The organism is Demequina sp. NBRC 110056, from assembly GCF_002090155.1.
In the GTDB taxonomy this organism is placed as follows: Bacteria; Actinomycetota; Actinomycetes; order Actinomycetales; family Demequinaceae; genus Demequina.
The window spans coordinates 807,974-829,259 of sequence record NZ_BBRM01000002.1 but is presented as its reverse complement, the minus strand read 5'-3'; the positions used below and the strand labels follow the sequence as shown (position 1 = coordinate 829,259).

General features: G+C 71.4%; 20 protein-coding genes. 13 read left to right on the top strand and 7 right to left on the bottom strand.

Annotated features, from left to right (window positions below; all coding sequences use genetic code 11):
- The first annotated feature begins 67 nt into the window (after positions 1-67).
- From B7K25_RS03880 to B7K25_RS03855, 6 genes are all read left to right on the top strand, one after another.
- Positions 68-1,153, top strand: coding sequence for an alcohol dehydrogenase catalytic domain-containing protein (locus B7K25_RS03880; protein ID WP_084104355.1), 1,086 nt, complete (start codon positions 68-70; stop codon positions 1,151-1,153).
- Positions 1,154-1,285: 132 nt separating this feature from the next.
- Positions 1,286-1,555, top strand: a complete 270-nt coding sequence (rpsO, locus tag B7K25_RS03875) for a 30S ribosomal protein S15 (protein WP_084104354.1) — start codon at positions 1,286-1,288, stop codon at positions 1,553-1,555.
- 377 nt (positions 1,556-1,932) lie between these two features.
- Complete coding sequence (locus tag B7K25_RS03870) at positions 1,933-4,143, top strand: polyribonucleotide nucleotidyltransferase (RefSeq protein WP_084104353.1); 2,211 nt, start codon at positions 1,933-1,935, stop codon at positions 4,141-4,143.
- 298 nt (positions 4,144-4,441) lie between these two features.
- On the top strand, positions 4,442-5,761 hold the full coding sequence (locus B7K25_RS03865; RefSeq protein ID WP_084104352.1) for a pitrilysin family protein: 1,320 nt from the start codon (positions 4,442-4,444) through the stop codon (positions 5,759-5,761).
- A 206-nt stretch (positions 5,762-5,967) separates the two neighbouring features.
- On the top strand, positions 5,968-6,711 hold the full coding sequence (gene dapB / locus B7K25_RS03860; protein WP_084104351.1) for a 4-hydroxy-tetrahydrodipicolinate reductase: 744 nt from the start codon (positions 5,968-5,970) through the stop codon (positions 6,709-6,711).
- Positions 6,712-7,185: a hypothetical protein gene (locus tag B7K25_RS03855; protein ID WP_084104350.1), complete on the top strand. Its 474-nt coding sequence runs from the start codon at positions 6,712-6,714 to the stop codon at positions 7,183-7,185.
- Between the two features lie 19 nt (positions 7,186-7,204).
- Here the strand turns inward: B7K25_RS03855 and B7K25_RS03850 are convergent, their stop codons facing one another.
- From B7K25_RS03850 to B7K25_RS03820, 7 genes are all read right to left on the bottom strand, one after another.
- Positions 7,205-7,699, bottom strand: a complete 495-nt coding sequence (locus B7K25_RS03850) for a GNAT family N-acetyltransferase (RefSeq protein WP_084104349.1) — start codon at positions 7,697-7,699, stop codon at positions 7,205-7,207.
- A gap of 155 nt (positions 7,700-7,854) precedes the next feature.
- Positions 7,855-8,178, bottom strand: a complete 324-nt coding sequence (locus B7K25_RS13835) for an AzlD domain-containing protein (protein ID WP_371328278.1) — start codon at positions 8,176-8,178, stop codon at positions 7,855-7,857.
- A complete protein-coding gene (locus tag B7K25_RS03840) occupies positions 8,175-8,864 on the bottom strand; it encodes an AzlC family ABC transporter permease (protein WP_084104348.1) in 690 nt (229 codons plus the stop codon). The genes B7K25_RS13835 and B7K25_RS03840 overlap by 4 nt, the downstream gene beginning before the upstream one ends.
- A 76-nt stretch (positions 8,865-8,940) precedes the next feature.
- Positions 8,941-9,507, bottom strand: a complete 567-nt coding sequence (locus B7K25_RS03835) for a GNAT family N-acetyltransferase (RefSeq protein ID WP_159450099.1) — start codon at positions 9,505-9,507, stop codon at positions 8,941-8,943.
- Positions 9,504-10,154 (bottom strand): GNAT family N-acetyltransferase, encoded by a 651-nt coding sequence (locus B7K25_RS03830; protein ID WP_084104346.1) that lies wholly within the window; start codon positions 10,152-10,154, stop codon positions 9,504-9,506. Before B7K25_RS03830 ends, B7K25_RS03835 begins: the two co-directional genes overlap by 4 nt.
- A gap of 171 nt (positions 10,155-10,325) precedes the next feature.
- Positions 10,326-10,832 (bottom strand): dihydrofolate reductase, encoded by a 507-nt coding sequence (locus B7K25_RS03825; RefSeq protein WP_084104345.1) that lies wholly within the window; start codon positions 10,830-10,832, stop codon positions 10,326-10,328.
- Between the two features lie 7 nt (positions 10,833-10,839).
- On the bottom strand, positions 10,840-11,643 hold the full coding sequence (locus B7K25_RS03820) for a thymidylate synthase (RefSeq protein ID WP_084104530.1): 804 nt from the start codon (positions 11,641-11,643) through the stop codon (positions 10,840-10,842).
- A gap of 117 nt (positions 11,644-11,760) precedes the next feature.
- On the opposite strand from B7K25_RS03820, the gene B7K25_RS03815 reads away from it, so the two are divergent.
- From B7K25_RS03815 to B7K25_RS03785, 7 genes are all read left to right on the top strand, one after another.
- The gene (locus tag B7K25_RS03815) at positions 11,761-12,312 is read left to right on the top strand and encodes a hypothetical protein (protein ID WP_084104344.1); all 552 of its coding nucleotides are present in this window, start codon (positions 11,761-11,763) and stop codon (positions 12,310-12,312) included.
- Between the two features lie 59 nt (positions 12,313-12,371).
- Complete coding sequence (locus B7K25_RS03810; RefSeq protein WP_084104343.1) at positions 12,372-12,710, top strand: cupin domain-containing protein; 339 nt, start codon at positions 12,372-12,374, stop codon at positions 12,708-12,710.
- A gap of 215 nt (positions 12,711-12,925) precedes the next feature.
- The gene (gene dapA, locus B7K25_RS03805) at positions 12,926-13,819 is read left to right on the top strand and encodes a 4-hydroxy-tetrahydrodipicolinate synthase (RefSeq protein ID WP_371328277.1); all 894 of its coding nucleotides are present in this window, start codon (positions 12,926-12,928) and stop codon (positions 13,817-13,819) included.
- 7 nt (positions 13,820-13,826) lie between these two features.
- Entirely contained in the window at positions 13,827-15,509 is a 1,683-nt protein-coding gene (locus B7K25_RS03800) for a ribonuclease J (RefSeq protein ID WP_304441517.1), read from the top strand.
- A gap of 20 nt (positions 15,510-15,529) precedes the next feature.
- Positions 15,530-16,099, top strand: a complete 570-nt coding sequence (locus B7K25_RS03795) for a hypothetical protein (protein WP_084104341.1) — start codon at positions 15,530-15,532, stop codon at positions 16,097-16,099.
- Positions 16,100-16,245: 146 nt separating this feature from the next.
- Positions 16,246-18,903: a DNA translocase FtsK gene (locus tag B7K25_RS03790; RefSeq protein WP_084104340.1), complete on the top strand. Its 2,658-nt coding sequence runs from the start codon at positions 16,246-16,248 to the stop codon at positions 18,901-18,903.
- Positions 18,888-21,158 carry a bifunctional diguanylate cyclase/phosphodiesterase gene (locus B7K25_RS03785; protein ID WP_084104339.1) on the top strand — a complete coding sequence of 757 codons (2,271 nt, stop codon included), beginning with the start codon at positions 18,888-18,890 and terminating at the stop codon, positions 21,156-21,158. Before B7K25_RS03790 ends, B7K25_RS03785 begins: the two co-directional genes overlap by 16 nt.
- Positions 21,159-21,286: the final 128 nt, after the last annotated feature.

The window sequence follows — 21,286 nt, the reverse complement described above, 5'->3', positions numbered from 1 at the left end:
GTGAACCTTGGCGGATGCGTGCGCTCCTGGCTTGCCCGCGCGCCTGCTCGCACGACAGATTCTCCGCATGCCCGATGCGCCCGCGCCACTCTCCCTGTCCGCCGCCTCGGCTCGTGGCGACCGGGCGAGCGTCGCGCTCTGGCACGGAGGCGGCGATGTCGAGGTGACGCACCAGCCGCTGCCGTGGCCCGGGCCGGGCGAGGCCGTCGTGGCCGTTACGTGCACGACGGCCTGCGGCTGCGTGCGGCGCGTGGTGGAGGAACGGCGCTTCGGCGGCGCGCCCACCGTGCTCGGCCACGAGGGTGTGGGGCGGCTGCTCGCGGTCGGAGCGGGCGTGGCCGACGTGAACGGCGCCCCGCTGGCGGAGGGCGACCGCGTCGTGTGGCTCGCGCGAACGTCGTGCGGCGAATGCCGCCGCTGCCGCGCCGGGGATCGGTCCGCGTGCTCCGGCGCGCGGGAGATCGGCGCCGAGCCCGTCGCGGACGAGTGGACGCTGCCTGGCTCGTTCGCCTCCCACCTGCAGCTGCCGCGCGGCGCCGCGCTCGCGCGAGTGCCCGATTGGGCGCCTGACGCCCTCGTCAGCCCCGCCGGCTGCGCCGTGGCGCGTGCCGTCGCAGCCGTCGAGCGCATCGGCTCCCTCGCGGGCAAGCGCGTCATGGTCGTCGGCGCGGGCCTGATCGGCCTCGCGGTGACCGCGCTCGCGGCCGAGTCCGGCGCCGCGTCGTGCGTGGTCGTCGAGGAGCGCTCGCAGCGGCGCGCCCGCGCGCTGGCGTTCGGCGCGGACGTCGCGCTCGACCCCGGCGCGCGCCTGCCCGCCTGCGACGTCGCGGTGGTGGCTTCCGGCGCGGCGGACTCGCTGGCGCCCACGGTGGGCGCGCTCGCGACGGGTGGCTCCGTCGCGGTACTCGGGCCCCTTGAGGCAGGCGTCGCCGCATGCGACGGCACGCGCATCGCGAAGGAGGGCCTCACCGTGACGGGCGTCGCGGGCACCGAGCCCCGGCACCTCGCGCAGGCCGTCGACCTGCTCGTGTCGACCCACGCCGTGAGACCATGGACGGAGCTCGTCGCGGCACCGGTGCCGCTCGCTCGCGCGGCCGCCGTGATGATGGACGGGGGAGCGGGCGACCGGCGTGGCGCCGTCGCTCCCGCGTGACCGTATTCCGGTCGCGCGGCAGGCCCCACGTCCTGTATGCTTGATCGTCGCCGTGAAACGGCCGCGGATCCCAGTGCCCCGGAGAACCAGCCCGGGTGCGCCGCGCAACGAGACGAAGAAGAAGGAGTGCGCATGCCTCTCGACGCAGCCACCAAGAAGTCCATCATGACCGAGTACGCCACGTCCGAGGGTGACACCGGTTCGCCCGAGGTTCAGGTCGCGCTCCTGTCGCAGCGCATCAAGGACCTGACCGAGCACCTCAAGGAGCACAAGCACGACCACCACTCGCGTCGTGGCCTCCTCCTGCTCGTCGGCCAGCGCCGCAACCTGCTGAACTACCTCCAGCGTGTCGACATCGAGCGCTACCGCTCGCTGATTGAGCGCCTGGGCCTGCGTCGCTAAGACGCGCCCGGTGCGCTCGGCCCGGCTGCTCCCTCCTCACGGAGGTCGAGCGGCCGGGTCTTTCGCTTGCTCCGGCACGTTCGGCCGGCCCGGTCGGCACGGGCCGCGCGCTTCGCTCTCGGCGAGCACTCGTGAGGGCCCAGATCCCCGCGCATCGGCCCCACGCTGGTAGCATTGACACGGCCCGCCACACGTGGCGGAGCCCAACTTCATACACCTGGCAGGCCAGCTGGACGCTGATCCTCGGTGGAGATGGGCAGAATCCCCGCGCACGAGTCGCGGACACGAGTCTGAGCATGTCGACTGACGATCAGTGAGGCATCTGACGCCCCTTAAGTTCGCCTGGCCTGCTCCATAACGATTGGAGCGACTTCCTGATGGAAGGTCCCGAGATCCAGTTCGCCGAGGCGACCATCGACAATGGTTCGTTCGGCACCCGTACCGTGCGCTTCGAGACCGGCCGCCTCGCCAAGCAGGCCGCCGGCTCCGCCGCCGCGTACCTCGACGGCGAGACGATGCTGCTGTCCGCCACCACCGCCGGCAAGCACCCCCGCGACGGCTTCGACTTCTTCCCCCTGACGGTGGACGTCGAGGAGCGCTCGTACGCCGCCGGCAAGATCCCCGGCTCGTTCTTCCGCCGCGAGGGCCGCCCCTCGACGGACGCGATCCTCACGTGCCGCCTCATCGACCGTCCTCTGCGTCCGTCCTTCGTGTCGGGCCTGCGCAACGAGGTCCAGGTCGTCATCGACGTCCTCGCGATCCACCCGGACGACGCGTACGACACCCTCGCGATCAACGCCGCGTCGATGTCGACCCAGCTGTCCGGCCTGCCCTTCTCCGGCCCCATCGGCGGCGTGCGCGTCGCGCTGATCGACGGCCAGTGGGTGGCGTTCCCCAAGTACTCCGACAAGGAGCGCGCGGTGTTCGACATGGTCGTGGCCGGCCGCATCGTGGGTGACGACGTCGCCATCATGATGGTCGAGGCCGAGGCGACCGACGACGCCTTCGAGCTCGTCTCCGAGGGTGCCCAGGCCCCCACGGAGGAGGTCGTGGCCGAGGGCCTCGAGGCCGCCAAGCCCTTCATCCGCGCCCTGTGCGAGGCTCAGCAGCAGCTGGCCGACAAGGCCGCGAAGGAGACGGTGGAGTTCCCGCGCTTCCTTGACTACCAGGACGACGTGTTTGCCGCCGTCGAGCCGCACGTGGCCGGCGACCTCGCCGCCGCGCTGCAGATCGCTGACAAGCAGGAGCGCGAGAACCGCCTCGACGAGATCAAGGCCGGCGCGCTGGAGCACTTCGCGTCGACGTTCGAGGGCCGCGAGAAGGAGGTGTCCGCTGCGATCCGTTCGGTGACCAAGCAGACCATCCGCCAGCGCATCCTCAAGGACGGTGTCCGCATCGACGGCCGTGGGCTGGCGGACATCCGCCCGCTCTCGGCAGAGGTCGGCCCCATCCCGCGCGTGCACGGCTCCGCCATCTTCGAGCGCGGCGAGACCCAGATCATGGGCATCACCACGCTGAACATGCTCAAGATGGAGCAGCAGATCGACTCCTTCAACCCGGAGACGAAGAAGCGCTACATGCACCACTACAACTTCCCGCCCTTCTCCACGGGCGAGACCGGTCGCGTGGGCTCCCCGAAGCGCCGCGAGATCGGCCACGGCGCGCTCGCCGAGCGTGCCCTGGTGCCGGTGCTGCCGTCGCGTGAGGACTTCCCCTACGCGATCCGTCAGGTGTCCGAGGCGCTCGGCTCGAACGGCTCGACCTCGATGGGCTCGGTGTGCGCCTCGACGCTCGCCATGCTCAACGCGGGCGTGCCGCTCAAGGCCCCCGTCGCCGGCATCGCGATGGGCCTCGTGTCCGACACCGTCGACGGCGAGACCCGCTACGCGGCGCTGACCGACATCCTGGGCGCGGAGGACGCGTTCGGCGACATGGACTTCAAGGTCGCCGGAACCTCCGAGTTCGTCACCGCGATCCAGCTCGATACCAAGCTCGACGGCATCCCCGCCTCGGTGCTCGCCGGCGCGCTGGGTCAGGCCAAGGACGCGCGTCTGCACATCCTCGGCGTCATGGAGCAGGCCATCTCCGAGCCCGACGAGATGAGCCCGCACGCTCCCCGCATCATCACGGTGCGTGTGCCTGTCGACAAGATCGGCGAGGTCATCGGCCCCAAGGGCAAGATGATCAACCAGATCCAGGACGACACCGGCGCGGACATCTCGATCGAGGACGACGGCACGGTCTTCATCGGCGCCGTCGACGGCCCATCCGCCGAGGCCGCGCGCGCGGCGATCAATGCGATCGCCAACCCGCACGTGCCCGAGGTTGGCGAGCGCTTCGTCGGCACCGTCGTCAAGACGGTCGCGTTCGGCGCGTTCATCTCGCTCAGCCCCGGCAAGGACGGACTCCTGCACATCTCGCAGATCCGCAAGCTCGTGGGCGGCAAGCGCGTCGAGAACGTCGAGGACGTCCTGTCCATCGGCCAGAAGATCCAGGTCGAGATCAACGAGGTCGACCCGCGCGGCAAGCTGTCGCTGGGCGTCGTCGAGGAGGGCTCGTCCGAGGGCTCCGAGGAGGCCGGCGAGTAATCGCCCGCACCGTCTGACTGTCACGAGGGCGGTCCCGACGCCGGAGAGATCCGGTGCCGGGGCCGCCCTCTGGCATATCCGGCGCGGGTGACGTTCGCGCTGACCGCGCGTCCTCCGCACTGACGGATGGCTGGTGGTCAGTCGTGAGAGCCCATCCGGGTCCTCCGCGCTGACGCAAGCGCGATGCGTGAGCGCGGACCGCGCGCGAGGGCCGCCGCCCGGCCGATGCGCGTGCCGGCTTCCGTGCGGAGCCCAGCCCGCGCATCGGCCGCCTGCAAGCGGGGTTAGGCTCACCCCTATGCCTCACGCTCTTCCCCTCGTCTCCGCGTCCTCGTTGGGCGCCCATCTCACGGTCGAGCAGGATCAGGGGGCGGTCATCCAGCGCTCCGTGCTGCCGGGAGGCGTGCGGGTCCTGACCGAGCACATCCCGGGCATGCGCTCGGCGACGTTCGGCGCGTGGGTGGGCGTCGGCAGCCGCGACGAGACGCCCGAGCATGCCGGCTCGACGCACTTCCTCGAGCACCTGCTGTTCAAGGGCACGGGACGGCGCAGCGCGCTCGACATCGCGGAGGCCTTCGACCGGGTGGGCGGGGAGTCCAACGCCCTCACCGGCAAGGAGTACACCTGCTACTACGCGCGCACCATCGACACGGATCTGCCGCTCGCGGTCGACGTGATCCTCGACATGGTGACGTCCGCGCGGCTCGACCAGGCCGACTTCGACATGGAGCGCGGGGTGATCCTCGAGGAGCTCGCGATGGCGGAGGACGACCCGGGCGACGTCGCCCACGAGCGCTTCACCGAGGCCGTGCTGAGCGGCCACCCGCTCGGCCGGCCCATCGGCGGGACCCCCGAGATCATCCGCTCGGTGAGTCGCGACGCCGTCTGGGAGCACTACCAGCAGCACTACGGACCGGCTGGACTCATCGTCACGGCCGCGGGCAACGTGCACCACGAGACGGTGTGCTCGCTGGTCGCCGATGCGCTCGTCGCCGGGGGCTGGGACCTCACCGGGGAGACGGCTCCCGTGGGGCGCCGTGATCCGCTCGCGACCGTCGAGGCCCGCCTCACGCCCGAGGTGCGCATCACGCGCGACCTGGAGCAGTCGCACGTGCTGCTGGGCTCCCGCGGCTTCCGCGCGACGGACGAGCGCCGCTCGACGCTGGGCGTCATGAACGCGATCCTGGGCGGCGGCATGTCCTCGCGGCTGTTCCAGGAGATCCGCGAGAAGCGCGGCCTGACGTACGCCGTGTACTCGTTCGGCGCGCCCAACGCCGAGACTGGGATCTGGGGCATGTACGCCGCCTGCAACCCGACCAACGCGGACGAGGTGGAGCGCCTGCTCGGCGCGGAGCTCGAGCGTCTCGCGGAGGGCGTGACCCCCGAGGAGCTCGCCAAGGCCAAGGGCCAGATCGCCGGCACCACCGTGCTGCGGCTCGAGGACTCCTACTCGCGGATGTCCCGCCTGGGCAAGGCGGAGCTGGTGTTCGGCGAGCTGTGGTCCATCGGTGAGGCGCTCGACCAGGTGCGCGCGGTGACCGCCGACGAGGTGGTCGGCCTCGCCGCGGAGCTCGCGTCGCGCGAGCGCGTCTCGGTGCGGGTGGGTCCGGCGGCGTAGCTGCGCGCGGCGCGGGCCGCGTCCGCCCGGCGGAAGGCTCCATGCACTTCCCGTCTTGCGCGTCCTGGAAGGCATTGAGTGCCGGTTTCGCGCCGGATTCGGCACTCAGTGCCTTCCAGCGCGCTGGCCGGAGCGTGAGCCAGCCTCCTCCGCTCCGCACGGGATCCTGGCCGATGGCGCAGCGCGTGGCCGTTAGGCTCGAGGCCATGATCAACGTCGCAGTCTTGGGCGCCGCCGGGCGCATGGGTTCCCACGTGGTGCGGGCGGTCGAGGCCGCAGAGGACCTGGCCGTCGTGGCCGCGCTCGACGCGGACGACGACGTCGCCGCTGCGGTGCACGCGCAGGCGACCGTCGCCGTCGACTTCACGGTGCCCGACTCGACCGAGGCCAACGTCCACGCGCTCATCGACGCCGGCATCCACGCCGTCGTCGGCACGACGGGGTGGACCGCCGAGTCTCTCGGCCGCGTCGAGGAGCACCTGCGCGAGCGCCCCGAGCTGGGCGTCCTCATCGCCCCCAACTTCGCGCTCGGCGCGGTGCTCGCGATGCGCTTCGCCGAGGCGGCCGCGCCGTACTTTGAGTCGGCCGAGGTCGTGGAGCTGCACCACCCGGACAAGGTGGACGCGCCCTCCGGCACGGCCGCCCACACCGCGCGGGGCATCGCCGCCGCGCGCGCCGCGGCAGGCTTGCCCGCGATGCCCGACGCGACCGCCCACGACCCTGACGGCGCCCGCGGGGCGAACCTCGACGGCGTCCACGTCCACGCGGTCCGCCTGCGCGGCCTGGTCGCCCACGAGGAGATCATGTTCGGCAACGCCGGGGAGGCGTTCACGATCCGCACCGACAGTTTCGACCGGGTGTCCTTCATGCCCGGCGTGCTGCTGGGCGTGCGCGAGGTCGCCTCCCACCCCGGGCTCACCGTCGGCCTCGACAAGTACATGTCGCTGTAGATGAACCTGTTCCGCAACCCCGCGTTCCTCGCGGCCGTCGCGATGACGGTCTTGGTCTCGCTCTACTTCGTCTTCGTAGCCGACTTCGCCTTCGCGTTCCTGCGCGCCCCCGAGATCGCGGCTCGCATCCTCGGCGGAGCGCTGCTCGTGCTGCCCACCGTCGGCGTGTGGTGGCTCTACCACGAGTGGCGGCTGGGCATCACGACGCAGCAGATGGCGAGCCAGCTGGAGCGCGAGGGGCGCCTGCCCATCGGCGGCGGCGAGACCCTTCCGGGCGGCCGCCTCACCGAGGAGGCCGCAGAGGCGAGCTTCGAGGCCGCCCGGCGCAACGCGGAGATCAACCCGGAGGACTGGGCCGCCTGGTTCCACGTCGCCCACGCCTACGAGGACAACCGCGACCGCTCGATGGCGCGCAAGTCGATGCGCCACGCGGCGGACCTCTACCGCGCGGAGCGCAAGCGCGCCCGTCCCTGAGCGGGTTGAGCGGGTTCGCTCAGGCCTCGAGCTCGGCGCGGAACATCAGCTCGGCGAGCTCGCCGTTGGGCCCCTCCATGCCGCGTCGGACCCCGCCCTCTCCCAGGCCGGCGCCCGTCAGGAAGGCGACGCGCGCATCGTCCCCCTCCAGTGCCCACGCCCGGACGGCAGTGCCGCCCTGGAGGCGCACCGTGTCGACGCACGCCGCGAGCAGGCGCGAGCCGTGGCCGAACCGGCGGTGCTCGGGCGCGACCTCGAGCGCGATGATCTCTCCCGCGGAGCCGAGCGCGGCGAAGCCGACCACCTGAGGCCCATCGGTCGCGACGAACACGCGGTGCTCGCGCGACGGGGGAGCCTCGATGGCCGCCTGCCAGGTGGCGAGCACCTGGTCGCGCGGGATCTGGGCGACGGCGTCCGCGCCCACCAGCCCGTGCCAGGCCGCGAGCTGGATGGCGGCGATGGCCTCCTCGTCTCCGGGCACGGCGGGACGGGCGGAGACGTCGGCGGTGGGCATGGATCCAGCGTACGCGGGCGCCACGGGCGAGGGCGCCACGTGCGCGGGCGGTGGGCAGGAGCGCCGATGCGCGGGTCGCCAGCCACGCCAGGTACCGCCGGTGTTGGGTCGAGCCGGCAACGCTGGTAGAGGCGTGGCAGCGGAGCGCGTGCGGGTCAGCCCCAGCCGAGCAGACGCAGGCCCGCCGCTACGGCGGCTGCGGCGAACACCACGACGATGAACGGCGCGCGCCGCCACAGCAGCACCGCGGCCACGGCGACGGCCGCGACGCGGGCGTCGAGCACGATGGACGAGCCCGAGGTGAAGGCCTGGACGGCGAACAGCGCCCCCAGCAGCGCGACCGTGACGAAGACGGCGATGCGGTGCACGCGCGGGTTCTCCAGCCACCGCTCGGGCACGGTGTGCCCGGCGAGCTTCGTCAGCCACGCGAGCAGGCCCGCCGCGACGATGGCGGCCCACATGAGGGCGTAGGAGCTCACTCGGGCACCTCGTCCGCGGTACGGGGCGCGCGCCAGCCTGCGACGATCGCGACCAGCGCGGCCGCGAGGATCGGCAGACCCGCCGGCAGCACCGGCGTCAGGGCGAGCGCGAGCACCGCAGAGGCGGCGGCGACGGCCTGTGCGGGACGGGTCGCGAGGCGCGGCCACAGCAGGCCCAGGAACGCGGCGGCGGCCGCGGCGTCGAGGCCCCACTGCGCCGGGTCGCCGATGCGCGAGCCGAGCACGGCGCCCACGACCGTGATGGCGTTCCACAGGACGAACACCCCGACCCCGGTCCACCAGAAGCCCGCACGCCTGGCCTCGAGGTCCTCGGCCGGCTGCGCGAGGGCCACGGCCGTCGACTCGTCGATCGTCACCTGGCTCGCCCATGCGAGCCGCAACCCGCGCATCGGTCGCATGACCGGCGCGAGCCCCACACCGTAGAACCCGTTGCGCAGGCCCAGCACGGTGGAGGTGGCGATGGCGGCGCCGGGGGAGCCGCCGGCGCCGATCACGCCGACGAAGGCGAACTGCGATCCGCCGGAGAACACGAGCAGGCTGAGCGCCATCGTCTGCCAGATGTCCAGGCCCGCCGCGACCGACAGGGCGCCGAAACTGACGGCATACGCGCCCGTCGCGATCGACACCGACAGCGCCTGCTGGCGAGGTCGGTCGAGGCGCGGCATGCGCTCATCCTGGCACGGCGTCTCGGGGCCACGGGCCGGCGCGGTGGCGCCTGGTTTGTGGGGCCAGTGACGGTGGTCAGGGGACGCGCCACCCCGGCTCGGCGACCCAGACGTTCATGAGCGGCACCTCGCCCGGGTGCTCGCGGTACGAGGGCTCGGTGCCTACGAGCTGGTAGCCCAGACGCTGGGCCACGCCGTTGGATGGGAGGTTGCGCGTGTCCGCCCAAAGCTCAACGCGGGGGAGCCTCAGACGATCGAGGGCCACCGCCGTGAGCGCTGCCGACGCCTCGGTCGCGTACCCCTGACCGAGGTGGGCGACCCCGAGCCAGTACCCGAGCTCGATGCGGTCCTGGCTCGCGCCGGTCACGAGGGCCGCTGAGCCCAGCAGCGCACCGTCCGCGAGTCGCTCGATCGCGTAGTGCGCGGCGATGCCCGCGGCGAGCTGGTGGGCGAGGTCGGCGAGGTCGCGGCGACGCTGCTCGAGAGGATGCGGCTCGTCGGCAGCCCACGGCTCCCACGGCAGCAGGTGCTCGATGCTCGACATCACGAGCGCATCGAACGCCTCGGCGTCGTGGGCCGAGAACGCACGGAGCACCACGCGCGGCGCCACGATCGTGCGAGGGGCGCCGTCGAGCGGCGTCATGCCGGCCACTGCAGCACGGCGCCGGCTTCGTCGAGGAGGCGCGGGCGCGGCGTCGAGGCCAGCGGCTCCGACTGGAGCGAGTCCCAGGTGGCGAACCAGGTCACGGACTGCTCGTGACAGCCGCCGTCGAAGCATTCCTCGCCGCCGTCGTCCTGACGCTCGAAGCCCAGCCGGGCGGGCACCGCCGCGCTGCGTTCGTTGGAGGGCGCGTGCGAGATGTCGACGACCGTAGCGCCGGTCACCGTGAGGCCTACGACGGTGAGCGCGGCCGACGCCTCGGTCACGAGCCCGCGCCCCTCGTGCTCCGAGGAGATCCAGTAGCCGATCGCCAGACGCTCGGGCCGCGAGCGCACGTGGAACCCGGTGCCGCCGACGAACTCGCCCTCGCTGCCGTCGCCGCCGCGCAGGAACATGCCGAGCGTGTAGTCCTCGCCAGCGTCGGCCTTGGCGTTCACCTCGGCGATCCAGGCGCGGCGCTGCTCGATGGACTGGGGCTCGAACCTGATCCATTCCATGTACCGGCGCAGGTGCTCGACGTTGCGCGTGGTCACGGCGGCGAGCTGCTCGGCATCCGCCTCGACGTAGCGGCGGATGATGAGCCGCTCGGTCTCGATCCGATGAGGGATGGCGTACGCGGGGGCTCGCATGCGCTCATCCTGCCAGCGTGCACGAACTCGCGGACGAACTGCGCGGGTCAGACTGCTTCAGGCGGGGGCGCCCGCACGATCTCAGAGTTGGTCCGCGAGTTCGTGCGGGCCGAGCGGCAGGAGGCGACAAGCGCGCACGGCCGATGCGCGGGCCGGCTGGGATGCGCGGGCCTACCGGCGGGTATACGTGAGGAAGCGGTGGCGCACGCCCGTGCGCGACGTCGCCCAGTCGCCTTCCGCCGTGAGCTCCCAGACGGCCGGATCGATCGCCGGGGCGTAGGTGTCGCCGTCGACCTCGAGATCCAGCTCAGTGACCTCGAGCCCGTCGACGGCGTCGAGCGCCGCCGCGTAGACGCGGCCACCCCCGATGACCCACACGTCCCCGTTGGGCGTGAGGCGCGCCGCTGTCTCGAGCCCTGACGACAGGGAGGCGACCACCGCATCGGCGCCCTCGACGGACTCTGCCGACGTGACGACGACGTTGATGCGGCCCGGGAGGGGCCGGAAGCGCTCGGGGAAGGACTCCCAGGTGCGGCGCCCCATGACGACCGCGCCGCCGCGGGTCAGCGCTGAGAAGCGCGCGAGGTCCTCGGGCACGTTCCAGGGCATGTCCCCGGCGGCGCCGATCACCGGCCGGCCGGCCCCGTCGCGCGCCTGCGCCCAGATGGCTCTCAGCATCGGGCGGCTAGACGGCGACCGGGGCCTTGATGCCCGGGTGGTGCTGGTAGCTGTCGATGACCACGTCGTCGATGTCGTAGTCGAACAGCGAGTCCTTGGTCGGCAGCGACAGGGTCGGGTAGGGGTACGGCTCGCGGCTCAGCTGCAGCTCGACCTGCTCCAGGTGGTTGGAGTAGATGTGGCAGTCGCCGCCGGTCCACACGAAGTCGCCCACCTCGAGGTCGGTCTGCGCCGCGATCATGTGGGTGAGCAGCGAATACGACGCGATGTTGAACGGCACTCCCAGGAACAGGTCGGCGCTGCGCTGGTACAGCTGGCACGACAGCTTGCCGTCCGCGACGTAGAACTGGAACAGCGCGTGGCATGGTGGCAGCGCCATCTCGTCGACGAGCGCCGGGTTCCACGCGCTGACGATGTGCCGGCGCGAGTCCGGCTTGGTGCGGATCGACTCGATCACCGCGGCGATCTGGTCGACGTGGCCGCCGCCGGGAGCCGGCCACGAGCGCCACTGGTAGCCGTACACCGGCCCGAGGTCGCCGTCCTCGTCGGCCCACTCGTCCCAGATCGAGATGCCGCGCTCCTGCAGCCACCTCACATTGGTGTCCCCGCGCAGGAACCACAGCAGCTCGCCCACGACGGAGCGCACGTGGACGCGCTTGGTGGTGATCAGCGGGAAGCCCTGCGACAGGTCGTACCGCAGCTGGCGGCCGAAGACCGACAGCGTGCCCGTGCCGGTGCGGTCGTCCTTGCGGGTGCCGGTCGCGAGCACGTCGCGCAGCAGGTCCTCGTACGGCGTGGGGATCGCGGCCATGGCGACAGCGTACGCCCGGCTGGCGACGGCCCGGGGGAGCGCCGATGCGGTTCGCAGGGCGCCGATGCGCCACACTAGGGGCGTCGACAGTTCAGTTGGGTGACGGGGAGAGCAGCAGTGAGCGACAGCAAGGACGCGAAGTCCGGCGACATCAAGGTGACCAAGGAGCCGCGGCGCACCGGTCTGCAGGTGACGGCGGTCGTCACGATCATCGCCCTCGCCCTGGGCCTCTTCGGCGGCTGGGCGATCGCCGCGGTCAGCAACAACAGCGCCGAGGGCGACCTGTGGGTCATCCCCGCGAACGGCGCGACCGTCACGTCGGACTCCGTGGTGCTCACCGCTCCGGCATCGGTGGTCGTCGGCGTCACGCTCGACGGCGAGCGCACCGCGTCCGAGGCGCCCATCTCCAAGGTCGTCCAGCAGTGGGACGACGTGTTCGGCGAGACGACGCCGCGCGCGCTCCTCGTGGGAGCTGATGCAGGCGGCACGCACTCCGTGATCGTCGAGCTGTCCAAGCCCGAGGCGACCGTGGACGCGATCACGTTCCCCGCCGTCGGCGTAGGCGGGGAGGCCATCCCGGCGTTCGAGGCGACGCAGGCGACGCTCGTCATCGACGGCTCTGGCGAGCTCGACGAGGGGGACATCGAGGCGCTCGTCGCCGCAGGCTGAGCGTCGCGACCGCGGCCGTGCCCGTGCGCTGAGCGCGCGAGAGCGGCACCATGGTTGACATGGAGATCGTCGACCTCGCGGCGCTCGCGGACGAGCAGCTCGCTCTCGCGTACGAGGCGCACAGCGGGCGCCACTCGGTGACGCTCGTGGGCGACCACGACCATGACCTGCGCCAGACCCTCATCGCGCTCGCGGGCGGCAACAGCCTGCACGAGCATGACAGCCCCGGCGAGGCGACGCTTCACGTGCTGCGCGGCGAGGTGACCTTCACTGCGGGCGACCGCCAGCTCGCGATGAGCGCCGGCGACTTCCTGGTGATCCCGCCCGCGCGCCACGGGCTCGAGGCGGTGACCGACGCCGCGGTGCTGCTCACCGTGGCGACCCGCGGCGAGAGGTGACGCCGGGCGCACGGCCCGGCGAGCGCATCGGCCCTCCGCACGCGATCGCCACGAGCTGGCGTACCGCTCACCACACACCTGTGACAGAGGCGGACCTTGTGGCGCTTGGGGCTGCACATGCGTCGCTCGCGTCCCAGGCGTCACCGCCGTGTGTTGAGCGGTACGGCGTGGCGATCGCGGGGGAGAGACGGGCCTGGTCGCGGTAGGTTATGCCCATGACGATCTCGCGACCCTTCGGCACCGTGCTGACCGCGATGGTGACGCCGATGCACGAGGACGGCGAGATCGACTTCGAGGCCTCGGCGGCGCTCGCGCGGCACCTCGTCGCGCACGGATCCGACGGCCTGGTGCTGTCGGGGACCACGGGCGAGGCGCCCACGACCCACGCTCCCGAGAAGGTCGACCTCATCCATGCGGTCCGCGAGGCCGTGGGACCGGACGTCACCATCATCACGGGGGCGGGATCGAACGACACCGCCCACGCGATCCGCATGGCGGAGCAGGGCGCGGAGGCCGGAGTCGACGGCATCCTCGGCCTGGTGCCGTACTACTCTAAGCCGTCGCAAAAAGGCATCGTCGCGCACCTCAGCGCGATCGCCGCGGCGTCCGACCTGCCCGTGATGCTCTACGACATCCCGGGCCGCACAGGCGTGGCGCTGACGGACGAGTCCTTCGACGCGCTCGCCGAGCTCGACACCATCGTCGCGAACAAGGACGCGACCGGCGGCGTCGAGCAGGCCAAGGACCGCATCGCACGCACGGGTCTCGCCTGGTACTCGGGCGATGACCCCCTCACTCTCGACTTCCTGCGCGCCGGCGCGGTGGGCGTGGTCTCCGTGTCCGCCCACGTGGCCGGTGAGCGCATCGCGGCGATGATCGCCGCACACGACGCCGGCGACACCGCCAGCGCCGAGGCGCTGCACGACGGGATGCTGCCCGTCCACGACGCCATCTTCAACGGCCCCGGGGCCGCGAACGCCAAGGCGGCCATGCAGCTGCTCGGCGTCATCCCGGGGCGCCACATGCGCCTGCCGCTCCTGCCGCTCGACGACGACGAGTACGCCTCGCTCGCGTCGGCGCTCAGCGCAGCGGAGGTCGCCCTTCCCTAGGAGCCCCGTGAACTTCCACCCCGAGCTGACCGAACCGAAGCCGCTGCTGCCCGGCACCCTGCGCATCGTCCCGCTGGGAGGACTGGGCGAGGTGGGCCGCAACATGGCCGTCTTCGAGATCGACGGCCGCCTCCTCATCGTCGACTGCGGCGTGCTGTTCCCCGAGGACCACCAGCCCGGCGTCGACCTGATCCTTCCCGACTTCGGCTACATCGAGGACCGAGTCGATGACATCGAGGCGATCGTGCTGACGCACGGCCACGAGGACCACATCGGCGCGGTGCCCTACCTGCTGCGCCTGCGCGAGGACATCCCGATCATCGGCTCGCAGCTGACGCTCGCCTTCATCGAGGCCAAGCTGCGCGAGCACCGCATGAAGCCCATCACCCTCGCGGTGAAGGAGGGCCAGCAGGAGCAGCTGGGGAAGTTCGGCCTCGAGTTCGTCGCGGTCAACCACTCGATCCCGGACGCGCTCGCGGTCTTCATCACCACCGACGCCGGCACCGTGCTCCACACGGGCGACTTCAAGATGGACCAGCTTCCGCTCGACGGGCGCATCACGGACCTGCGCGCGTTCGCCAAGCTCGGCGAGCGCGGCGTGGACCTGTTCATGACGGACTCGACCAACGCCGAGGCTCCCGGCTTCACGGCCTCCGAGGTCGAGATCACGCCGGTCCTCGACCAGATGTTCGCGCAGGCCGAGGGCCGCCTCGTCGTGGCCTCCTTCTCGAGTCACGTGCACCGCGTCCAGCAGGTCATCAACGCCGCGCACGCGCACGGCCGCCGCGTCGCCTTCGTGGGCCGGTCGATGGTGCGCAACATGAACATCGCCGCGGAGATGGGCTACCTCGACGTGCCGGCGAACATCCTCGTGGATGCCCGCAAGGCGGATGACATGCCGCCCGAGAAGGTGGTCTACATGTGCACCGGCTCGCAGGGCGAGCCCATGGCCGCCCTCAGCCGCATCGCGAGCCTGGACCACAAGCTGCGGGTGGGCCCCGGCGACATGGTGATCCTCGCCTCATCGCTCATCCCGGGCAACGAGAACGCGGTGTTCCGCGTCATCAACGGGCTGATGCGCCTGGGCGCGACCGTGGTCCACCAGGGCAGCGCGCGCGTGCACGTGTCCGGCCACGCGAGCGCGGGCGAGCTGCTGTACTGCTACAACATCGTCAAGCCCCGCAACGTCATGCCGGTGCACGGCGAGGTGCGCCACCTGCTCGCGAACGGCAAGCTCGCGATGAAGACGGGCGTGCCGGAAAAGAACGTCGTCTTCGCCGAGAACGGCGTCGTGGTGGACATGAAGGACGGCCGCGCGAAGGTCGTGGGCGCCGTCGAGACGCACAACGTCTACGTCGACGGCTCCTCGGTGGGCGAGATCACCGACACCGAGCTCAAGGACCGCCGCATCCTGTCAGAGGAGGGCTTCGTGTCCGTCTTCGCGGTCATCGACTCGGCGAACGGCAAGGTGGTCTCCGGCCCCGAGGTCCACGCGCGGGGCCTCGCGGAGGACGACAGCGTGTTCGACGCGATCCTGCCGCAGATCAAGAACGCGCTCGAGGACGCCGCCCGCACCGGCTCGACCGACCAGCACCAGCTGCAGCAGGTGATGCGCCGGGTCCTCGGCCGGTATGTGGGCACCAAGCTGCGCCGCCGGCCGATGATCATCCCGATCATCATCGAGTCGTAGAGAGCACCTGAGGAGGGCCGATGCGCGCGTGGGGCTGTGCTCTCGCGTGCGGTGTGGCCGTGGCCCTTGGCGCGTGCGCGCCGGCGACCGAGGTCGACGCCGCTGAGCTGTCACTCGACGGCACGCGAGTCGCGATCACCTTTGACTCGTGCAATGAGGCCGAACCTGTCGAGGTGGACGAGACCACCGAGCAGGTGACGGTGACGCCGTCGGGCAGCGGCGGGCTGATCGAGAGCGCGGGCGACGACTGCCAGGACTACGTCGTCGTGCAACTGGCGGAGCCGCTGGATAGCCGGACGTTGATCAACGGGGCGACGGGCACCGCTGTGGAGGTCGCCTCCGCGCCACCCGAGAACACGGTCGACTGGCCGTATGACCGGGCCGAAGTATCCGAGGCAGAGTTCGCAGCCGCGATCGAGGACATGGTCGCGTGCCTGGAAGCTGAGGACCCTCTCGTGGACGCATGGGTCACGCAGGAGTTGAACTGGCCCGGTTGGGACGTCGCGAAGGAGCCCGACGCGAACGGCACGGTAGAGGTACCCGCGATCGCGGTATGCGAGGAGCGGGTGCTGGTGCCGTTGCATCGATGAAGCGGAGCCCTACGCTCCACGCTGGGTGCCGCGCGCGCCTGAATGTGGGCGAGGCCTACACGAACTCGGCAAGGGGATCGCGGGGTGTGGGCGCACGCGGGGTGGCAACCGTGCAAAGCGCCGATGCGCGGGTAGCGTCCGGAACCATGGCTCAGTCACGTTCTACGAGCACGCGCCCGAAGTCACCGGCGTCACGCTCCAAGGCGCCCGAGAAGAAGCCCGCGCCCGCGGTCCTGCGCGGCGTCGCGGCGATGGGGCGCGGCGTGTCCGGCGCGGTGGGCGGCTCGGTCCGCTCAATCGGTCACGGCGCCAAGGAGGTCAGCCCCGAGGTGAGGCGCGACGGGCTCGCGATCACCCTCGTCATCGCCGCGATCCTCATCGCCGCGCGCGAGTGGTGGGGCCTCGAGTCGTGGGTGGGTGTCGCCATCCACTGGGTCGTCGCCGGCACCTTCGGCGTGCTCGCCTTCGCGATCCCGATCGTCCTGCTCGCCTTCGCGGTCCGGCTGTTCCGCGCGCCGGGCGAGGAGGAGGCGAACCACCGCATCACCCTCGGCGCGGTCATCCTGGTGCTGACGATCGACGGCCTCATCCAGATCAACGCTGGCCGTCCCAGCCCCAACGAGGACGGGCTCGAGGCGATCCAGGACGCCGGCGGCATCCTCGGCTACCTGGTCGGCACGCCGCTCGCGTGGGCGCTGACGGCTCCGCTGGCCGTGGTCGTCCTGATCCTGCTGGGACTGCTCGGCGTGCTCATCATCATCGGCAAGCCCATCCGCGAGGTCGTCGCGCACGTGCGCGCCTTCGTCGGCCGGCTGCGCGGGCGCGACGAGGAGGCCGAGGACTACCTCGACCTGCCCGAGCACCGCACCCTCGATCGCATCCCGCAGAAGGAGCCCAAGCACAGGCGCCGCCTGCTCAGCCGCGGCAAGTCCGCGCAGGCCCAGGACGACGCGCTCGACGGGTACGAGGCGGACGAGGCGTTCGCGCACGCCGCGAGCATCGACCACACCGAGTTCGACGAGATCATCAACCCGGGCAGCGCGGCGAGCGCGGCGACACCGCCGCACGGCAACGATCTGGGCGGCAAGGGCGCTGGAGCGGGCATGGCCGGCACCGAGGTCCTCGAGACGCGCTCGCTGTCGCCGTACGACCCCGCGGGCGAGGACGTCGACACCGCTGGGTACGACGTGCTGGCCGACGTGGCCCCCGAGCGCAACGCGCCCCCCGCCACGAGCATCGTCCCCACGGGCGAGCAGGGCGAGCTCGAGAACTCCAACCCGTACGTGCTGCCCGACATGGAGGTGCTCGCCAAGGGTGCCCCGCACAAGACCCGCTCCGCGGCCAACGACCGCGTGGTCGAGGCGCTCAGCGCAGTCCTCGAGGACTTCGGCGTCGACGCGCAGGTGACGGGCTTCACGCGCGGCCCGACCGTCACGCGGTACGAGGTCGAGCTCGGGCAGGGCGTCAAGGTCGAGCGCATCACCAACCTGTCGAAGAACATCGCCTACGCCGTCGCGAGCCCCGACGTGCGCATCCTGTCGCCCATCCCGGGCAAGAAGGCCATCGGCATCGAGATCCCCAACGTGGATCGCGAGACGGTCTCGCTGGGTGACGTGCTGCGCTCTCCCACGGCGACCAAGAACGACCACCCCATGGCGATCGGCATCGGCAAGGACGTCGAGGGCGGCTTCGTGCTGGCGAACCTCGCGAAGATGCCGCACCTGCTCGTCGCAGGTGCCACCGGCGCCGGAAAGTCCTCGTTCGTCAACTCGATGATCACCTCGATCCTCATGCGCGCCACCCCCAACGAGGTGCGCATGGTGCTCGTGGACCCCAAGCGCGTCGAGCTCACCATCTACGAAGGCATCCCGCACCTCATCACGCCCATCATCACCGATCCCAAGAAGGCCGCCCAGGCCCTCGAGTGGGTCGTGAAGGAGATGGACATGAGGTACGACGACCTGGCGCTGTTCGGCTTCAAGCACATCGACGACTTCAACAAGGCGGTGCGCGCTGGCAAGGTCAAGCCGCTGCCCGGCTCCGAGCGCAAGATCACGACGTACCCGTACCTGCTGGTGATCGTCGACGAGCTCGCCGACCTCATGATGGTCGCGCCCCGCGACGTGGACGAGTCGATCCAGCGCATCACCCAGCTCGCGCGCGCCGCCGGCATCCACCTGGTGCTCGCGACGCAGCGCCCGTCGGTGGACATCATCACGGGCACCATCAAGGCCAACGTGCCGAGCCGCCTGGCGTTCGCGACGAGCTCGCTCGCCGACTCCCGCGTCGTGCTCGACATGCCCGGCGCGGAGAAGCTCATCGGCCAGGGCGACGCGCTCTTCATGCCGATGGGGGAGTCGAAGCCGATGCGCGTGCAGGGCTCGTGGGTGTCGGAGTCCGAGATCCACGCGGCCGTCGACCACGTGAAGAACCAGGCGAACCCGGTGTACCGCGAGGACGTCACCCAGCCGCAGGGCGGTGCCGCCGCGGTGGCCGAGGACATTGGCGACGACCTCGACGACCTGATCGCCGCGGCGGAGCTCGTCATCAGCACCCAGCTGGGCTCGACCTCCATGCTCCAGCGCAAGCTCAAGATGGGCTTCGCGAAGGCCGGCCGGCTCATGGATCTGCTCGAGACCCGCGAGATAGTAGGGCCGTCGCAAGGCTCGAAGGCTCGTGAGGTATTGGTCACTCCTGACGAATTGGCGTCGACGCTCGCTATTCTGCGAGGGGAGTCACCCACTACCGTGGAGACTCCGGCGTTCGATGACGATGCTGAGGGAGAGCCATGGGGTCAGTCGTAGATCAGCTCGAGCAGCCTGCCGTGGCCATCACGGTCACGGTGCTCGCGCTGGGTCTTGCTGCCCTGGCCTTCTACTCCTTCTGGCGCTCCTACAAGGCGCGCAAGGTCCGCGACACCATGCTCGCCCGCGAGCGCCAGCTCCGCAGTCAGTTCGACGCGGTGCTGTCCTCGGCGCGTGACGGCGTCCTCATCATCACGCAGGCCGACGAGATCGCCCTGATGTCCGACGTCGCCGCGAGCATCCTCGACGTCAACAGGGCCGATGCGGTGGGCCTGCCGATCGCGAGGCTCAACCTTCGCGCGGTCGACGACCAGCTGCGACCGATCCTGCTGCGGGAGGCGTTCGGCATCGGCAGGACCGACGAGAACCCGCGGATCGTCGGCGTCCCCGGACGCCGCGGCGCGGACGACGTGCGCTGGATCCAGGTGCGCGCGCGGGTGGTGCCGGACAGCCTGGACGAGGGTCCCGTCACGGTCGTCACGATGATGGACACCTCAGGCCTGCGCGAGGCCGCCGAGGCGCTCAACCGCTCCGACGCCCAGTTCCGCAAGGCGATGGAGAACGCCCCCGTGGGCATGGCGCTCGTGGACCTCGAGTGGCGTCTCATGGAGGTCAACCGTGCCTTCGCGGAGATGATGGGCTCAACGGTGTCCGCGCTGCGCGGCACGCCGTTCTCGGCCCTCAGCCACCCGCAGGACCTGCACGCCGAGCGCGACCAGCTGCAGCGGCTGTACGACGGCCACTCCAACCGCTTCTCGGTGGAGAAGCGCTACGTGCGCGCCGACGGCAACGTGGTGTGGGCCGTTCTCGACGTGGGCCTCGTCAGGTATGCCGGCGGCGCTCCCGACCACTACGTGGTGCAGGTGCGCGACTCGACGGACGACCGCATGCACTCCGAGCTCATGGCCCACCGCGCCATGCACGACCCGCTGACGGGCCTCGCGAACCGCACGTTGCTGCAGGACGTGCTCCAGAACGTCCTCGAGCAGCCCGACGCCGAGGCGCGGGTGGGCGTCATCGCCGTCGACCTCGACGGCTTCAAGGGCCTCAACGACCGCTTCGGTCACGCGATGGGTGACAATGCCCTCGTCCACGTCGCCGGCATCCTGCGCACCGCCGCGGCGGGCCGCGGCACGGTCGCGCGCATCGGCGGCGACGAGTTCGTCATCGTGGTCCAGGACCCCGACTGCTCGAAGGCGCTGTTCGAGATCGCCGGCGCGATCCACCAGGGCCTCAAGCGCCCCGTGCAGGTGAAGCGCCACCAGATCACGCTCCACGCGTCCGTGGGCATCGCGATGGCCGACGAGGAGACCACCTCCGGCGGCGCGCCCAGCCTGCTGAGCGCCGCCGACGCCGCGATGTACCGGGCGAAGTCCACCGGCAAGTCGCGCACCGAGGTGTACGAGCCGTCGATGCGGACCACCACCGACGCGCAGTCGGCGCTCGCGCAGGACCTCGTGGCCGCCATCGAGGCGCGCCAGCTGGTGCTGCACTATCAGCCCATCCTCGAGCTCGCGACGCGCACCATCGTCGGCTACGAGGCGCTCGTCCGCTGGCAGCACCCGACGCGGGGGCTGCTGCTGCCGTCGGCGTTCCTGCCGCTCATCGAGGACAAGAACCTGTCCGTGGCGCTCGGCACGGCGCTCGTCGACCAGGCCGCGGAGTTCCTCGCGCACGGCCCGTCGACCACCACCTGGGTGTCGCTCAACGTCAGCGCCGACCAGCTGGGCGACTCGGAGTTCGCGGACCGCGTCCTCAGCGCGATCGGCCGCTACCACCTGAGCCCGCAGCGGCTCGTGGTCGAGCTCACCGAGGCGTCGCTGGTGGCGCCGAACACGCGCATCCGCCACGAGCTCACCGAGCTGCGCAACGCGGGCGTGCCCATCCTGCTCGACGACTTCGGCACGGGCGTGTCCCCGCTGAGCTACCTGCGCGACCTGCCCGTGTCCGGCGTGAAGCTCGACATGTCCTTCGTCGCCGGCATCCCCGAGGACCCGGCGGGCGCGCGCGTCTCGCGCGCCCTGGGCGCCCTCGCGCGCGAGCTGGGGCTCGCCACGATCGCCGAGGGCATCGAGACCGAGGCGCAGGCCGAGTTCCTGGCCAACTGCGGCTGGCGTTACGGCCAGGGCTGGCTCTTCGGCGTCGCCCAGCCCGCGGGAGCGGTGGGGGAGTCGCGGCCGCAGTTCACCACGAGCCTCATCGACCCGCGGCCGCAGGAGCACGACGCGGCGTTCGCCGAGGACCGCCTGGGCTGAGCCCGCCCCCGGATGTGCAGGCCGCCCGCACGGCGCGCAGGCCACGGTCCACGCCCGGGCGAGCCCACGCGAACGGCACGGTCCCCGCCGAACCCAGCGCGCGCATCGGCGCGAAGCCACCAGGACCC

Coding starts and splice junctions, on each gene's coding strand:
- B7K25_RS03825 (WP_084104345.1), bottom strand. CDS start 10,832: ATGCTGAGAGCCATCTGGGCGCAGGCGCGCGACGGGGCCGGCCGGCCG.
- B7K25_RS03865 (WP_084104352.1), top strand. CDS start 4,442: ATGCCTCACGCTCTTCCCCTCGTCTCCGCGTCCTCGTTGGGCGCCCAT.
- rpsO (WP_084104354.1), top strand. CDS start 1,286: ATGCCTCTCGACGCAGCCACCAAGAAGTCCATCATGACCGAGTACGCC.
- B7K25_RS03835 (WP_159450099.1), bottom strand. CDS start 9,507: ATGACGCCGCTCGACGGCGCCCCTCGCACGATCGTGGCGCCGCGCGTG.
- B7K25_RS03850 (WP_084104349.1), bottom strand. CDS start 7,699: ATGCCCACCGCCGACGTCTCCGCCCGTCCCGCCGTGCCCGGAGACGAG.
- B7K25_RS03855 (WP_084104350.1), top strand. CDS start 6,712: ATGAACCTGTTCCGCAACCCCGCGTTCCTCGCGGCCGTCGCGATGACG.
- B7K25_RS03840 (WP_084104348.1), bottom strand. CDS start 8,864: ATGCCGCGCCTCGACCGACCTCGCCAGCAGGCGCTGTCGGTGTCGATC.
- B7K25_RS03870 (WP_084104353.1), top strand. CDS start 1,933: ATGGAAGGTCCCGAGATCCAGTTCGCCGAGGCGACCATCGACAATGGT.
- B7K25_RS03785 (WP_084104339.1), top strand. CDS start 18,888: ATGGGGTCAGTCGTAGATCAGCTCGAGCAGCCTGCCGTGGCCATCACG.
- B7K25_RS03880 (WP_084104355.1), top strand. CDS start 68: ATGCCCGATGCGCCCGCGCCACTCTCCCTGTCCGCCGCCTCGGCTCGT.
- B7K25_RS03830 (WP_084104346.1), bottom strand. CDS start 10,154: ATGCGAGCCCCCGCGTACGCCATCCCTCATCGGATCGAGACCGAGCGG.
- B7K25_RS03795 (WP_084104341.1), top strand. CDS start 15,530: ATGCGCGCGTGGGGCTGTGCTCTCGCGTGCGGTGTGGCCGTGGCCCTT.
- B7K25_RS03820 (WP_084104530.1), bottom strand. CDS start 11,643: ATGGCCGCGATCCCCACGCCGTACGAGGACCTGCTGCGCGACGTGCTC.
- B7K25_RS03790 (WP_084104340.1), top strand. CDS start 16,246: ATGGCTCAGTCACGTTCTACGAGCACGCGCCCGAAGTCACCGGCGTCA.
- B7K25_RS03810 (WP_084104343.1), top strand. CDS start 12,372: ATGGAGATCGTCGACCTCGCGGCGCTCGCGGACGAGCAGCTCGCTCTC.
- dapA (WP_371328277.1), top strand. CDS start 12,926: ATGACGATCTCGCGACCCTTCGGCACCGTGCTGACCGCGATGGTGACG.
- dapB (WP_084104351.1), top strand. CDS start 5,968: ATGATCAACGTCGCAGTCTTGGGCGCCGCCGGGCGCATGGGTTCCCAC.